The organism is Aggregatibacter actinomycetemcomitans DSM 8324 (assembly GCF_000372365.1).
Classification (GTDB): Bacteria; Pseudomonadota; Gammaproteobacteria; order Enterobacterales; family Pasteurellaceae; genus Aggregatibacter; species Aggregatibacter actinomycetemcomitans.
On sequence record NZ_AQUU01000001.1, the window covers coordinates 100,930 to 115,850 of the forward strand.

Consider the following 14,921-nt stretch of genomic DNA (forward strand, 5'->3'; position numbering starts at 1 on the left):
GCGGTCGTTTTAAAAAACGTTTTTCAAAACGACCGCACTTTTATCCGATTTGGCATTAACTTACGCCGCCACCATCACCATTGCCGGGCGGATGACGCGTCCGTTTAACAAGTAGCCTTTTTGTAATACGGCGGTGATTTGGTTGCTTTGAAAACCTTCCGCCGGCTGCATGGAAATGGCTTGGTGTAATTCCGGGTCGAAGACTTCACCGACCGCGCCGACAGGTTCAATACCGAAGCGGGCAACCGTTGCCAATAATTCTTTTAAAGTCAGTTCAACGCCATCAAACAGTGCTTTTACGCTGTCATCTTCGGTATTTGCCGGGGTGGCCAGTGCGCGCTCTAAATTATCGATCGTATTTAAAATGTCTTTGGCAAATTTTTCCAAAGCAAATTTATGCGCTTTTTCAATATCTTGTTCGGTGCGACGACGAATATTATCGATTTCGGCGCGGGTACGTAGCAATAAATCCTGTTCTTTTTTTGAGGTTTCGGCAAGTTGCGCTTCCAATTCCTGAACACGCGCAATAGCTTCTTCCAACGGGTCTTCACCCTGTTCTTTTAGTTCATCAACAACGTCTTCCGGTTGAATCTCTTGTTCCAATTCGTGCTGATTATCTGCGCTTTGGTGGTTTGTCATTCTTATTTCTCCTTGAGTCAAATTTGGGCGATTATAGCAAAAAATCTTAAACTTACCATGTGCGCCGACTGGCAAGCAAAAGGCGTTCTGTTGTAATATAATGCCCAATTTTCCGAATTCAAGTTAATCACAAGATAAATATGAATACCTTAAATGCGGTGAAACCGCACAGCTTACACACGTCATTTCAGACCATTGGTTTGGTGGGGAAACCGAGAAATGACTTAAACCTGCAAATGCATAAAAACCTGTTTTTTTGGCTGTTGGAGCACGGTTATCATGTTCTGGTTGAACGGGAAATCGGGGAAAAAATCGAACTTCCGCCGAAACATTTGGCGTCCGTTGATGAAATCGGCAGCGAAGCGCAGCTTGCTATCGTTATCGGCGGTGACGGCAATATGCTGGGGCGTGCGCGAATCCTTGCCAAATACGACATTCCGCTCATAGGCATTAACCGCGGAAACTTAGGTTTTTTAACGGACATTGACCCGAAAAACGCCTATGCACAGTTGCAAGCCTGTTTGGAACACGGCGAGTTTTTTGTGGAAGAGCGCTTTTTATTAAAAGCCTCTATTGAGCGAGATAATGAAATTGTCGCAAGCGGTATCGCCGTTAATGAAGTGGTGATTCACCCGGCAAAAATCGCCCACATGATTGATTTTCATGTACACATTAACAATCAATTTGCCTTTTCCCAACGTTCTGACGGTTTAATTATTTCCACGCCCACCGGTTCCACCGCTTATTCGCTGTCCGCCGGCGGTCCGATTTTAACGCCGAAACTGGATGCCATCGCTTTGGTGCCGATGTTTCCACACACCCTGACTTCACGCCCTTTGGTGATTGACGGCAACAGCAAAATTTCCATGCGTTTCGCCGAATACAATACTTCACAACTGGAAGTGGGCTGCGACAGCCAAATCACCATGCCGTTCTCCCCTTATGATGTGGTGCACATCCAAAAAAGCGAACATAAGCTACGTTTGCTGCACCTAAAAAACTACAATTATTACAAAGTATTAAGTTCTAAATTAGGTTGGTTACGCAATAAATCCTAACGCAATAAAAATTCGCTTTACTGTATATTAGAACAGTATTATACTGACAAACATACAGTAAAGAGGATTGTTTATGTTAACCCAACTCACTATCAATAATTTTGCTATCGTACGCCACTTAAACATTGAATTAATGCAAGGCATGTCCGTGATTACGGGCGAAACCGGCGCAGGAAAATCCATTGCCATTGATGCCTTAGGCGTTTGTTTGGGGCAACGTATAGAAGCTTCCATGCTACGCGAAGGGCAGGAACGCGCCGACATTTGCGCTACCTTTCAAATCAGCCGAAACAATCCCGCCTACCAATTTCTGTTGGAGCACGACTTACAGGATCAAGACAATCCCGAAGAGTGTATTTTACGCCGCATGATTAATCATGACGGACGCTCTAAAAGTTTTATTAACGGCATTCCCGTCGCCGCTGCGCAGCTCAAAGAAATCGGGCAACACCTGATTCAAATCAGCGGACAACACGCTTCACAACTGTTATTAAAAAACGAATATCAGCTACAACTGGTGGACAGTTTTTGTCATCACCCCGCCCTTTTACAACAAATGCAAACAGATTACCAACGCTGGCGCGATCTGCAACAGCAAATGAAAACCTTTCAGCAAAAATGTGCGGGAAATGAAGCCCGAAAGCAACTCTTGCAATATCAAGTCAGCGAACTGGATGAATTCAATTTGAAAGCCAATGAATATGCAGAATTGGAGGCGGATCATAACCGTTTGTCCAATAGCGAAGAATTGACCCAGCTTTCCCAATCCGTATTACAACTGTTAAGCGAAAATGAAACAGTGAGCGTAGACTCCCTGCTCTATCGTGCCACAAAACATTTAGACGAGCTTTGCAAACTGGATAGCCGTTACGCAGAAGTACAAAATTTACTCAATGAGGCGATGATTCAGGTGCAGGAAGCCACAGGTGAAATACAATCATTAAGCAGCAATATTGAGCAAGATCCCTCACTGTTGGCGAATATTGAACAACGCATCGGACAGGCGGTTCAACTGGCACGCAAACATAATGTAAAACCACAGGAATTGGTGGAATTGCACCACCAATTAAAAGCGGAATTGAATGCGTTAGAAGCATTTTCCGACAGCGAAGAAGAGCTCATTAAGCAAGCGGAGGCAGCGCATGAAAAAATGCTCGCCAGCGCCACCGCACTTCATCAAAGTCGCCAAAGCGGAGCACAAAAATTGGCGCAACAAGTAACCAAATCCATTAAACAGCTCGCCATGGAACACGCGGAATTTTTCATTACACTGGACACAGATTACGACAAAATCGGGGCAAACGGCGCAGATTTCGCCACATTCACGCTGCAAAGCAACCTGGGACAAACCGCCCAGCCGCTCGCAAAAATTGCTTCCGGCGGTGAACTTTCCCGCATTGCACTGGCGATTCAGGTGCAAGCTTCTAACCAAACGGCGATCCCAACCTTAATTTTCGATGAAATTGATGTGGGAATAAGCGGCGCCACTGCTAATGTAGTCGGAAAACTATTACGAAAACTCAGTGAAAAATGCCAGGTCATTTGCGTCACCCATTTGCCACAGGTCGCCTGCCACGGCACACATCATTTTTCTGTAGAAAAATCCGCCGTTGATCAAAAAACGGAGACAAGAATGACCGCACTTTCCGCTCAACAACGGGTGAAAGCGCTGGCGAAGTTATTGGGCGGAAGCAAAATCACCGATGCCGTTTTAGCCAACGCACAGGAAATGTTAGATACTTCGATATGATAAAAAAAGAAGAAAAAATTGGGCAGCGAAAGCCCAATTTTTCAATGAGAAACAAAAGAAGAAAAATCAGAAGCGGTATGCTAAACCGGTGAAGAACACAAGAGGATCCAATTTAATTTTTACTTCATGAGCCGCTCCTAACGCTTTAAATTTAGCGGTTGTTTTAATTTTGGTGTACCACATCGCGGTATTTAAATACACGTTATCGGTTAATTTAATATCGATACCGGCATTTAATATAGGGCTAAAAGAGTGTTTTTTCACATCAAGATCAGTAACAGCATTTACCATCGGTTTTGCACTAAAGAAGCGGGTATAGTTAATACCTGCCCCGACATAAGGGCGGGAACCGGAATCTTGATCTAAGAAATAATATTGAGCATACAGGCTGGGCGGCAATTGTTTAAGTTTAACCACATCACCTAAGCCTAACTTAAGCGCCGGTACAGTCGCACTAATTTTATGGGAAAAAGGCGTTGCACCCAATAACTAAATTCCAAAATTGTCAGTGAACATATAAGTGCCGGTTAAACCTAACTGTGCGTTATCTCCAACATCTAAATTCACATTAATCGGGGTTTTAGTGGCTGAACTGGAATTGGCAGAAACAAAAATACCACCACCGCGAACAATAAAGCTGCCTGCTTCATGAGCATTTACCGCTCCCATTGCTAAAACAGACGCCAAACCTAAGATAATTTTGTGCTTTTGCATAATGAACTCCTAAAAATTATTATAACGTTTATCCCTAATAAAAATGTGTTTATTAAGCGCGGTGAAATATACCACTTTATGAGTAATGCAATATGTGATCTCAATCAAATTTTTGGAAATTAGAGAAAATAATTTAGAGAATCTACATCATTTTTACATCATCCTTCATAAGGAAAACATTGTGTTAAATCAAAATGGAGTTTTTTATGTTTTTATCCCAAAAGGACAGTATAATTAAGCACTTTATTTCACATCAAATTGAGTAGATGAAATGCCAATTAACTTTACCCAAATCATTAAAGATAGCTTCCATTTCATACAAAATGAAAAACAAAGTGTCACTATATTGTCGGCACTCTATTTCTTTGCCAACATCGCCATAGCATTGTTGCAATCGTCAATGTTGCCAAATGAAGTCATTATTTCCTTAACCGAAAAACAAATCTCTCCTGCGATGTCAGAGGGACAAGCTATAGATTTAGTAATCTTCTTTTTTCTGAAACAATTTATCTATATTTTTATCAGTGCATGGTGCTTGGTGAGTATTCACCAAATCAGTCTGCGTCACTTTAATACCTTGCAACACAGCTTCTCCATAACCTTAAAACGTATTTGGGGAGCAATTTTGATTAGCTTTGTGATATGTATTCCAATCTTCATCGGACTGGCCGAAGCGATAATTGCAATTCAACAGAAAATACAACCATCAATCATCTCACTACTTGCTATCATTATCGGTATTGGATTATACATTCGCCTCTGTTTAGCGCCGGTGCATTACTTGCTGACAGATGACACCGTGAACACTTGCGGAAAAACGATATGGCACGCTGCTATCGGGCGCGTTTCTATGTTAGTTATTTTCTGTTTACTCATCTATTTTCTTATACCGATAGCAGAAAATTTTCTTGTCAGTTTTTCAACTAATTCAATCATGGCGTTGATTACAGGTATCATGGTGGCATTCTTGAATATCTTTGCATTAATTGTGACCTACCGTTTTTACACACGCTTTCTTCCAAAGGTATAATATAAATGAAACAACTCCTTGAATTTATTCCGCTTATTTTATTCTTCGCCATGTACAAACTAATGGGTATTCGCGCAGCGGCAGTCACCTTGGTGATTGCCACCATCGTGCAATTTATCATTTTGAAAGTGAAATACGGCAAAATTGAAGCTCAGCAAAAATTCGTTGCCGGCGCGGTGATTTTCTTCGGTACACTTACCGCTTATTTCAACGATCTTGAATTTTTAAAATGGAAAGTCACGATTATCTATGCTCTTTTCGCGTTGGTGTTATTAATCGCTCAATTCGGTTTCAAAAAGCTGCTCATCAAACAATTGCTCGGTAAAGAAATCGAATTGCCCGAAGCTGTGTGGAAAAATGTAAATCTCGGCTGGAGCGGGTTCTTCATTTTGTGTATGCTGGTGAACATTTACATCAGCCAATATCTCTCCGACGATATTTGGGTGGACTTTAAATCCTTCGGCATTATCGGCATGACGTTTGTTGCCACTCTCATTACCGGTCTTTATATTTACCGTTATTTACCTAAAAACGAACAGGAACAAACAAAGGAATAAATTATGGTACATCAACCAGTTGATCCAAGAAGCACCCAACCGCACGGTACATTACTGTTAAGAACCTTGGCGATGCCTTCCGACACCAACGCCAATGGCGATATTTTCGGCGGCTGGATTATGTCGCAAATGGATATGGGCGGCGCCATTCTCGCCAAAGAAATTGCCCACGGGCGTGTTGTGACCGTGGCGGTAGAAAGTATGAACTTCATCCGTCCGGTGACGGTCGGAGATGTGGTCTGCTGTTACGGACGCTGTTTATATGTGGGTCGCAGTTCGCTCAAAATCAAAGTGGAAGTGTGGGTGAAAAAAGTGGCAAGCGAACCCATCGGTGAACGTTATTGCGTCACCGAAGCGGTATTTACCTTCGTCGCCGTAAACAACGAGGGCAAATCCAGAGCGATTCCCCGTGAAAACAACCATGAATTGGATAACGCCTTAGCACAAATTCAAGCCCATCAAACGGAGAAATAATCATGTACTACGTTATATTTGCGCAAGACAAACCGAATACCTTGGCACAACGTTTGAGCGTGCGTGAGCAACATCTCGCGCGCTTAACCCAATTACAGGCAGAAAATCGTTTACTCACCGCCGGTCCGAATCCGGCAATTGATGATGAAAACCCGGGCGACGCGGGTTTTTCAGGCTCCACCGTCATCGCACAATTTGATAGCCTACAAGCCGCAAAAGACTGGGCAGCACAGGATCCTTATGTAGAAGCCGGCGTATATGGCGAGGTAATTGTTAAGCCATTTAAGAAAGTGTTTTAATTGATAGCGGCAGTTTGATAGATAACGCCGAATGGATAACACTTAACTGATAGCGTGCGCCTCCCGACGCGGGCTTATATCATGTCATAATATCAATAAATTAAAATACAGCCGTCGGCTTTAACAACGATATTTCAGCTTTCAGCCCATTTTCAAAGGCAGACTTACCATCTACCTTTCTCATATTCACCACAGGAAAATAACTATGCGATATTTGAAACAAACAACAATTTCACTGTTAATTTTGACCGCACTTTCCTCCTCCTTTGCCAATCAGCACAAGGCGACAACGCATAAAGCGAATGTTGCCCATACGCACGCCAAACCGGAGCAACACCACGCAGAATTAGAACGGCTAAAACAGCGTGCAACTTTTCTGCAGTTAGAAAGCCTGCTGAAAAGTGCGGTCAAAAATAACGGCGTTTTTATCAACCAAACTGTATTCCTGAAACTGATTGAGGATTTGAAAGGCTATCCGTTGCAAACAGATGCCATAGCGGCTTATTTCGACGCCTGCATTAAAAGCGTAAATCACGACACATCGAAGGGAGAAGTTAAGGCGCTAAAACAGGACATTGAGCAATTTATCGAAAAGCATCCGACTCATTTTCTACGGGAAAAATTGGAACAAAGACTTTTTACCTTATTTATCAACACGGAAGATCTTGAAGGCTTAGTTGGTCACGCGCAACGGGTTAAACCGAAAGAGTTGGAAACCCAACTTGCAGTGTTGAATGCCGAATATCAACTGGGGCGCAAACGTGCCGAATCTGATAAAAATCCGAATGCGAATGTATCGAAAATCATCGCCCGTTATGAGCAGCTTTGGTTAAACAATAGTGAACTGCCAAACGATGCTCAGCTACGGGAAAAATGGTATTCCGACGGCGGCAGAATGGCAGAAAAAGTGTATCAAAAAGCTGAGAATCTCTTTATCAAAAACAATGTAAAAGGCTTGGAATTGTTAGCAACAGAGTTAAAGAAGGCGGGTAATGTCAAAGAAAACGAAATAGTTGCCTCACGTTTACAACGTTTGCAGAAATTATTAAAAACACCGGCAAGTTTACCGGAATTAGCCAAATTACCGCCGGTCGAAGCCAATAATAAAATCATGCTGAAATTTGCCGTGCTGCAAAGTTTCACCCGTTATTTGCGTACGCTGCCGGAAAATATGAAAGAACCTAACTTTGCCGCTTATGCACAATGGGCGAAAGATTGGCAACTGAGCGAAGCCGAAATTCGTGAGTGGAAAATCGCCTTTCTCGGGCGTTTCTTTGATAACGAAAGCCCAAGCTTTCAATTATGGCGTGATGTGGAAGTCGCCAAGCTCAATGCCGACAATCTCACCGAGCGCCGCTTGCGCATGGCAATTAGGCAAAAAACCGATTTAACCCCATGGCTCAACTCCCTATCGGCAGAAGGCAAACAGAAACAGGAATGGCGTTATTGGCAGGCAAAAAATATGGCGAAAACCAACAGCAAAAAAACGCAGGAAATATTGACCGCACTTTCGCACGAACGGGGCTTTTATCCGATGCTGGCGGCGGCAAAACTGGATCCGAAAACTCGTGGCAGCGGTTATGATTTCGGTCAGCCAAAACTGCTCATAGCACCGAGTATCACCGATGCTACCTGGGCGGATACCTACAAAGCCGTTAACCCGACATTAGACGAAATCGCCGAATTACGTCAATTAGATCGCCTCGGCGCGGCAAAACAGCGTTGGCGTTTCCTGCTGGAAAATCTTTCCGGTGAAAATAAAAAAGAAAAACAAATCGCGCTCAGTCAATACGCCAATCAACAAAACTGGTTTGATTTGGGCGTGGACGGCTCCATTATGGCAAAAGCCTTTAATTACATTCAGTTACGCTTGCCAAATGCCTATAGCGATTATTTTGATATTGCGCTCAGCCCGAAATTTATCAACAACAATAAACCGCAGGCAGTAGCGAATAATAATGTGACGAAAACGTTCGCCATGGCAATCGCCCGCCAGGAAAGCGCGTGGAACCCGCAGGCGCAATCTTCCGCCAATGCACGGGGTTTAATGCAACTGCTGCCAAGCACCGCAAAAGCCACGGCAAACAACGCAAAATTGCCTTATACGGGCGAAGGGGATTTATTCAAGCCGCTCAATAATATTTTGCTCGGCACGGCACATCTGGCGGAACTGAATGCCAAATATCCGAACAACCGCATTTTGATCGCTTCCGCTTATAACGCAGGCGCCCATCGCGTAGAAAAATGGCTGGCGCGCGCCAATGGCAAGCTGGCAATGGATGAATTTGTGGCATCCATTCCGTTTTATGAAACCCGAGGCTATGTGCAAAATGTGTTAACTTACGATTTTTACTATCAAATTCTGCAGAAAAAAGAAGATCCACAAACCTTTAGCAATGAGGAATACGATCGGCTATACTAGGCGAACTAGTTTAATAGTATAGGATTGTTAATATGTACATTAGTCGCAACTTAGAACAATGGAACGCCTTTCTTAATATACTGCAAACCGCATTTGAACAAGGCAAAGCACAGGATGTATTAACCTTATTACTAACGCCGGATGAGCGCGACGCGCTGGGGCTTCGGCTCCAAATTGTCGCCCGGTTACTCAATAAAAATTTGCCGCAACGGGAAATTCAGCAAAATCTGAACACCAGCGCGGCAACCATCACACGGGGATCCAATATGCTAAAAACCATGGATCCCGCTTTCGTTGACTGGATAAAAACACAACTCAATGAGCAAGAAAAAAATCACTAAATCCCCTTTGGAATGGCTAAATCTGCGTAACCTGAAGTTGCGCAGATTTACTTTTTTCAGGAAGTTCTCCACCAAAAGTGCGGTGCGTTTTTTATGTCGTTTTTTGCTGGCGATGGCGGTGATTACCTTCGCCTTTCGCTTCATTCCCATCCCCTACTCCACCTATATGCTGCAACAGAAAGCGGCGCATTTATTCTCCGGCGATTTTGGCTATGAAACGCGCTACGATTGGGTCAGCTTAGATGAAATCTCCTGGCAAATGCAGCTTGCCGTCATTGCTGCCGAGGATCAGAATTTTCCCGAACATTACGGTTTTGATTTCAGCGCCATAAAAAGTGCTTTTTCACATAATCAAAAAAGCACACGAATTCGCGGCGCCTCCAGCATTTCCCAACAAACAGCCAAAAACCTTTATTTATGGCATGGGCAAAGCTGGTTACGTAAAGCCATTGAAGTGCCGACGACCTTGATGCTGGAAACCTTGTGGTCAAAAAAACGCATTTTAGAAGTGTATTTAAATATTGCCGAATTCGGGAATGGCATTTATGGTGTGGAAGCAGCAAGCCGTTTTTATTTCAAAAAGTCGGCAAAAAATTTATCGCAAAATGAAGCCGCACTTTTAGCCGCTGTGTTGCCCAACCCGATTATTTACAAAGTCGATGCGCCCGGACTCTATACCAAACGCAGACAAATTTGGATTCAACGCCAAATGAATCAACTGGGAAAATCTTACTTAGAAAATATCAATTAATTCTCATTTATTTTAAAATCTAAAATAAATGACTTAAAATTGGAATCACCATTAATTTAAAACCAATACAACTTAGTGTTACTATAGGCAGTTCTACTTTCCAATTCTTCCAACAACATCTGAAAAGTCAGAAGTGGTTTCAAGTAAACTATCGAATAATCCCACCCCAACGATAACAATTTCTGAATATGCCCTGTAATACCCGTTAAAAATTCATTCAGAAAGGTATCAATTCGAGTAAAAACATTATTTGGCTTATTTTTTACCAAGCATTTTTAGATGTTCTTCACTTAATGAGCCATTTTTAAAACTATCTATATTAGCATAAGCACCCTTTACCGTCTGACATTTGTGTTCATCATTTAAAGCTCCACTAATACATTCATTTAATGTTTTATTTAACAGTTCTTCGTTCTGAAGATAATCATAAATTGTCATATTCTTTTCTTCACAACCAGCCAAAGCAAGCAAAGAACCGGCCAAAATAAGAGAAACAGATAATTTTTTCATAGAAAACTCCTTAATTTAAAATAGTGAGATAACATGTAGAAAATCAATAAAAAAGACCGCAAAACCGAGATCTTTTATAAATTGGTGCCTGGGCGAGACTTGAACTAAGTCAAATCAATCCATATCGTTACTAAAGTTAGATTTTTAAAAATCTTTACCGTATAACTAAACGTATAACTAAATCAAAAAGTCATACCCTATTTTGCTTAATCATTGAACAATAGATTCTTGCCAGGGAATTTTCGAACTCTATAAAAATAGATCCGGCAATTTATAAGTTAACCCCATGCAAGTGACAACCATGAAAAGATGATGATGGCTAAGAATGTGAAAATTTGTTGGAAACCGCGCGCGTCTGACCCCGTGGCTTGGGGTATCGCCTCGGGAGTACCTTTTTACTCTCTTTCTTAATAGGTGAATTTTTATCTGTCATCTGAAATCTTAATTTCGCGGGTGTAAAAATTGAGTTAGTGGGGCGGTCCTTGGCTCGGAGTAGCTTAGGGATTTACAACCCCTGTTGGGGGTGCTACCCACAGGCAAACAAAAAAGGGCGATTGTCTCGCCCTGTCTTGTTGGTGGATTAATTCATTTTGCTATCCGTCGTTTTTTGCTCTTCAACGCGCTCAATATTGAGCTGGTCTATTTGCTCTGCCACTTCTGAAAACTTATAGATTAGATAGCCGTTCACCTGATTAAACGCCTTCAAAAGTGCGGTCTGTTCTTGGGTTAAATTGGTGCCCTTGGCTAATTCATTAAATAACTTTCCACCACCGTTTACGCGGTGAGTTAAGCCCGTGCTGTCGGTTTCCTCTCGGTAGAACGTATCAATCAAATAACCTTGATTGCGCAGCTCCTTAATCCGTGAGGGTGGGTAATAAATTCCCATTTGTCGCAATTCGTTTGTGCTGTGCGGGCGCTCTCTTAAACGCTCGATCATGAAGCGGCGTTGTTCGCCGGTGCTGGTGGTGGAAATAAACCGCATGATTTAAAATGGCATTAAGTAACTTTACTGATTTTCGGTACATTTCCGCCTTATCTTGTCTATAAGGGATTTCCAGCGCTATCTTCGCCGTTGCCGGAGTAATATCACTAACAGGATAATCTGCCAACACAGGCAATAGATAATGCTCAACAATCGCCCAATATTTCTTTAAGGTTAAAGCCTTAATATTGCTCGCTTTGCTTTCCTTCCAATGTTCAGCCACTGCCCTGAAGGTGCTCAATAAGCGCGTCTGTTCCGCTTGTTCCGTTCTTATTTTGTGCTGTTGCGGATCGATATTTTGAGCAAGTAAGGATAAATATTTTTCTCTTATTTCCCTCGCTTGTTGCAATGAAATATCAGGGAATTTACCAACGCCAATTAATGCCCTTTTCTTCGGCTGTGTGAATGGTTTGTAATAGTTAAACCGCCATAACTTTGAGCCGTTTGGTTTCACCAACAAATAAAGACCGTTCCCGTCTGATAGGGTGTACTCCTTCGCCTTTGGTTTAGCATTGTTAACTTCGGTATTTGTAAGCGGTTTGGTTAAACGTGCCAATTCAAGCCCCTATTTTCCTATTATATCGGCAAATTTGAATAAGCCCTTTTTGGACAAGCTTTCATCAAATTTTAGCTATACCCATTTTCAGAAACTCAAAACATATAACTAAGCATATAACTAAAATAAGCGGTTGTAAACGTAAGAAAACGTAAAAAGAAATAAAACCAGACAAGATAGAAATTTAAATAAAGCCTGTAATAGCAAGGAGTGAGTGCAAGAAGGTGTAAGAAAAAATACAACAAAAAAAGACCGCAAAATTGCGATCTTTTCAAAATTGGTGCTCTGGGCGAGACTTGAACTCGCACGACCTACGGTCACTACCCCCTCAAGATAGCGTGTCTACCAATTCCACCACCAGAGCTTAATTTGATAAATTTTATTGAGGAATATCGTTGTTTTTTGTGTCTAATGCAGCTGGTGCTTGTTGTTGCTGTTGCTGCTGAATTTGTTCCGCTGTGCCGGATAAATCGTCAAATGCGCCTTGTTTTACGTTGTTTCTGTGCGAATTGATGTTGCCGATAACGATACTGATAATAAAGAAGATAGTTGCTAAAATCGCTGTGGTTCGGGACAGGAAGTTACCTGCACCGGCGGAACCGAAAACCGTACCGGACGCGCCACCACCGAAAGATGCGCCTGCATCTGCGCCTTTACCTTGTTGTAACAGGATAAACGCGATAAGGGCAATGGAAACGACCAAATAAATGATTAACAAAGCTGAGTACATTTTATCTTCTCTGATTTAGCAAATTTTAATGAAAAATAACGGCGCAGATATTAACGGATATCTTGTCGTTTCGCAAGTCATTTTGTGCATTTTTAGGCGGTTTAGCGCAAATTCGATCAGAAAAAACACCGCTAAAAACCACCGCACTTTTCCGTTCCCGTTAACTTTTCGTGATTCTCGATGTTTTCTTTTTAATGCCCTGCTTTTTGACACCCGAATTATGCCGACTTAACTCACGCAAGGCGGAAAAATTAATGTAATGCAACAATTCCGGCAAAAGTTGCGTCAGGTTTTCCATAAATTGCTGATAACTCGCCTGTTTGCGGCTAATACCGTCCAACTGGGATTCCCAATGTGCGGTCATATCGGGCTGGGTTGCCACATCAGGCAAGGCGTTAATCAGAATCCTCCCTGCTTCGGTGCTGTGAATATTGCGTCCTTTTTTATACAGAAAACCGCGTTTAAACAACAACTCGATGATGCCCGCACGGGTGGCTTCAGTGCCCAAGCCGTCGGTTTCACGTAGGATTTTTTTCAATTCTTTATCCTGCACGAAGCGGGCAATGCCTGTCATGGCGGAAAGCAAAGTCGCGTCGGTGAAGGGTTTCGGCGGCTGCGTTTTTTTACTGACAATCTCGCCCTTTTCGCAATGCAGTATTTGCCCTTTTTTTACCACGGGCAGCAGCGCGTCCTGCTGTTCATCGTCGCTGTCCTCTTTGCCCCAAAGTTGCTTCCAGCCGGCAATTTGCAAATTGCGCGCCTGCGCCACAAAGGTTCCGCCGGCGATATTTAAGGTGATTTTACATTTGCGGTATTCCGCATCAGGACAAAATTGCATGAGGTATTGGCGGGCAATCAGAAAATACACATTTTGTTCTGCCGAAGTCAAACCTACCGGGCGATTTTTTGCCGTGGGAATAATGGCGTGGTGCGCCTCCACTTTTTTATCGTTCCAGCAACGATTTTTCTGCTCGGGATCGATGATTTCCGGCAACGGCTGAAATTGGGATAAATGACTGGAAATCGCATTCATCACCGCCATTCGGTCGGCAAAATGCTCTTGTGGTAAATAGCGACAATCGGAACGGGGATAAGTAATCAATTTGTAGGTTTCATACAAGCGCTGACACGTGTCCAGCACCTCCTGCGCCGACATCCCAAAACGCTTGGCGGCATCAATTTGCAGGGCGGATAACGAATAAGGCAAAGGCGCCGTTTCTTTCTCTCGTTTGTCCGTGTAATCGGTGACTTCCGCCGGTTGGTCGGCAATGCGTTTTACCACATTTTCCGTCAGCGCGCGGGATAACACGCGTCCGTCATCGTCCTGATAATCTTCGCAGGCTTTGCTCGGTTGCCATAACGCGGAAAAAAGTGCGGTCGGTTTTTCAGGTGTTTTTTCACCTTTCGGATCCCGCACCCAAGCCAGCACTTCAAAAAAATCTTTCGGCTGAAAATGTTCGATTTCCAAATCACGGCGCACGATTAAACCAAGCACCGGTGTTTGTACGCGCCCGACGGAAAGCACGCCGTCGTAGCCCGCCTGCCGACCGTGAATAGTATAGGCGCGGGTCATGTTAATGCCGTATAACCAATCGGCACGGGCGCGGGCTAAGGCAGAAGTAGCAAGCGGGACAAAATCACGATTCGGCTGCAATTTTTTGATGGCTTTTTCTACCGCACTTGGGTTCAAATCGCTGATTAAACAGCGTTGAATGGCATTGCGTTTTTCCGCCGACAGGTTGAGATAACTGAACACTTCGTCCACCAACAACTGCCCTTCGCGATCGGGGTCGCCGGCGTTGACCAAGACATCCGCTTGCTGCACTAATTTTTCAACGGTTTTCAGCTGTTTGTGGGTTTCTTTTTTCGGAATGAGTTGCCATTTTTGCGGCACGATGGGCAAATCTTCCAGCCGCCATTGTTTGAAACGCGCGTCGTACGCATCAGGTTCCGCCTGTTCCAGCAAATGCCCCACGCACCAAGTGACACAGTCGTTCTCGCCGCATTTAATAAAACCGTCACCGCGCTGATGCGGTTTCGGCAACACATCGGCGATGGCGCGTCCGAGACTGGGTTTTTCCGCTATAAAAAGTCGCATAACAAGAAAC

General features: G+C 43.3%; 14 protein-coding genes, 1 tRNA gene and 2 pseudogenes. 9 read left to right on the top strand and 8 right to left on the bottom strand.

The annotated features are described in order from the left end of the window. Positions 1–60: 60 nt before the first annotated feature. Positions 61–639, bottom strand: a complete 579-nt coding sequence (gene grpE, locus A3CS_RS0100525; protein WP_005546575.1) for a nucleotide exchange factor GrpE — start codon at positions 637–639, stop codon at positions 61–63. Between the two features lie 140 nt (positions 640–779). Between grpE and A3CS_RS0100530 the strand changes: the two genes are divergently transcribed. Both A3CS_RS0100530 and recN read left to right on the top strand, forming a co-directional pair. Beyond that, positions 780–1,697: an NAD(+) kinase gene (locus A3CS_RS0100530; RefSeq protein ID WP_005546573.1), complete on the top strand. Its 918-nt coding sequence runs from the start codon at positions 780–782 to the stop codon at positions 1,695–1,697. 73 nt (positions 1,698–1,770) lie between these two features. Continuing rightward, complete coding sequence (gene recN, locus A3CS_RS0100535) at positions 1,771–3,447, top strand: DNA repair protein RecN (RefSeq protein ID WP_005564065.1); 1,677 nt, start codon at positions 1,771–1,773, stop codon at positions 3,445–3,447. 66 nt (positions 3,448–3,513) lie between these two features. Here recN and A3CS_RS1000000111830 read toward each other — a convergent pair. Continuing rightward, positions 3,514–4,161 (bottom strand): annotated as a pseudogene (locus tag A3CS_RS1000000111830) (OmpW/AlkL family protein). 271 nt (positions 4,162–4,432) lie between these two features. Between A3CS_RS1000000111830 and A3CS_RS0100545 the strand changes: the two are divergent. The 7 genes from A3CS_RS0100545 to mtgA all read left to right on the top strand — a co-directional run bounded on the left by A3CS_RS0100545 (position 4,433) and on the right by mtgA (position 10,035). Next, a complete protein-coding gene (locus A3CS_RS0100545) occupies positions 4,433–5,191 on the top strand; it encodes a hypothetical protein (RefSeq protein WP_005587991.1) in 759 nt (252 codons plus the stop codon). Positions 5,192–5,196: 5 nt separating this feature from the next. Continuing rightward, a complete protein-coding gene (locus tag A3CS_RS0100550) occupies positions 5,197–5,748 on the top strand; it encodes a septation protein A (protein ID WP_005546564.1) in 552 nt (183 codons plus the stop codon). Between the two features lie 3 nt (positions 5,749–5,751). Continuing rightward, complete coding sequence (gene yciA / locus A3CS_RS0100555) at positions 5,752–6,222, top strand: acyl-CoA thioester hydrolase YciA (RefSeq protein WP_005542674.1); 471 nt, start codon at positions 5,752–5,754, stop codon at positions 6,220–6,222. Positions 6,223–6,224: 2 nt separating this feature from the next. Further along, positions 6,225–6,521: a YciI family protein gene (locus A3CS_RS0100560; protein WP_005542676.1), complete on the top strand. Its 297-nt coding sequence runs from the start codon at positions 6,225–6,227 to the stop codon at positions 6,519–6,521. Positions 6,522–6,726: 205 nt separating this feature from the next. Further along, on the top strand, positions 6,727–8,943 hold the full coding sequence (locus A3CS_RS0100565) for a transglycosylase SLT domain-containing protein (protein WP_005587993.1): 2,217 nt from the start codon (positions 6,727–6,729) through the stop codon (positions 8,941–8,943). Positions 8,944–8,975: 32 nt separating this feature from the next. After that, positions 8,976–9,284 (top strand): trp operon repressor, encoded by a 309-nt coding sequence (gene trpR / locus A3CS_RS0100570; RefSeq protein WP_005546559.1) that lies wholly within the window; start codon positions 8,976–8,978, stop codon positions 9,282–9,284. Further along, positions 9,262–10,035, top strand: coding sequence for a monofunctional biosynthetic peptidoglycan transglycosylase (gene mtgA / locus A3CS_RS0100575; RefSeq protein WP_005546557.1), 774 nt, complete (start codon positions 9,262–9,264; stop codon positions 10,033–10,035). The genes trpR and mtgA overlap by 23 nt, the downstream gene beginning before the upstream one ends. A 255-nt stretch (positions 10,036–10,290) precedes the next feature. Here the strand turns inward: mtgA and A3CS_RS0100580 are convergent, their stop codons facing one another. The 6 genes and pseudogenes from A3CS_RS0100580 to A3CS_RS0100605 form a co-directional block, all read right to left on the bottom strand. Further along, positions 10,291–10,545, bottom strand: a complete 255-nt coding sequence (locus A3CS_RS0100580; protein WP_005573779.1) for an EexN family lipoprotein — start codon at positions 10,543–10,545, stop codon at positions 10,291–10,293. A 692-nt stretch (positions 10,546–11,237) separates the two neighbouring features. Next, positions 11,238–11,482: pseudogene (locus tag A3CS_RS1000000112430) on the bottom strand (helix-turn-helix domain-containing protein). Then, the gene (locus tag A3CS_RS0100590) at positions 11,400–12,083 is read right to left on the bottom strand and encodes an integrase arm-type DNA-binding domain-containing protein (protein ID WP_019518142.1); all 684 of its coding nucleotides are present in this window, start codon (positions 12,081–12,083) and stop codon (positions 11,400–11,402) included. The pseudogene A3CS_RS1000000112430 and the gene A3CS_RS0100590 overlap by 83 nt, the downstream one beginning before the upstream one ends. Before the next feature lie 278 nt (positions 12,084–12,361). Continuing rightward, positions 12,362–12,447, bottom strand: a tRNA-Leu gene (locus tag A3CS_RS0100595). Positions 12,448–12,462: 15 nt separating this feature from the next. Continuing rightward, complete coding sequence (gene secG, locus A3CS_RS0100600; protein ID WP_005546710.1) at positions 12,463–12,813, bottom strand: preprotein translocase subunit SecG; 351 nt, start codon at positions 12,811–12,813, stop codon at positions 12,463–12,465. A 160-nt stretch (positions 12,814–12,973) separates the two neighbouring features. Further along, positions 12,974–14,911 carry a DNA topoisomerase III gene (locus A3CS_RS0100605; RefSeq protein WP_005546712.1) on the bottom strand — a complete coding sequence of 646 codons (1,938 nt, stop codon included), beginning with the start codon at positions 14,909–14,911 and terminating at the stop codon, positions 12,974–12,976. Between the last annotated feature and the right edge of the window lie 10 nt (positions 14,912–14,921).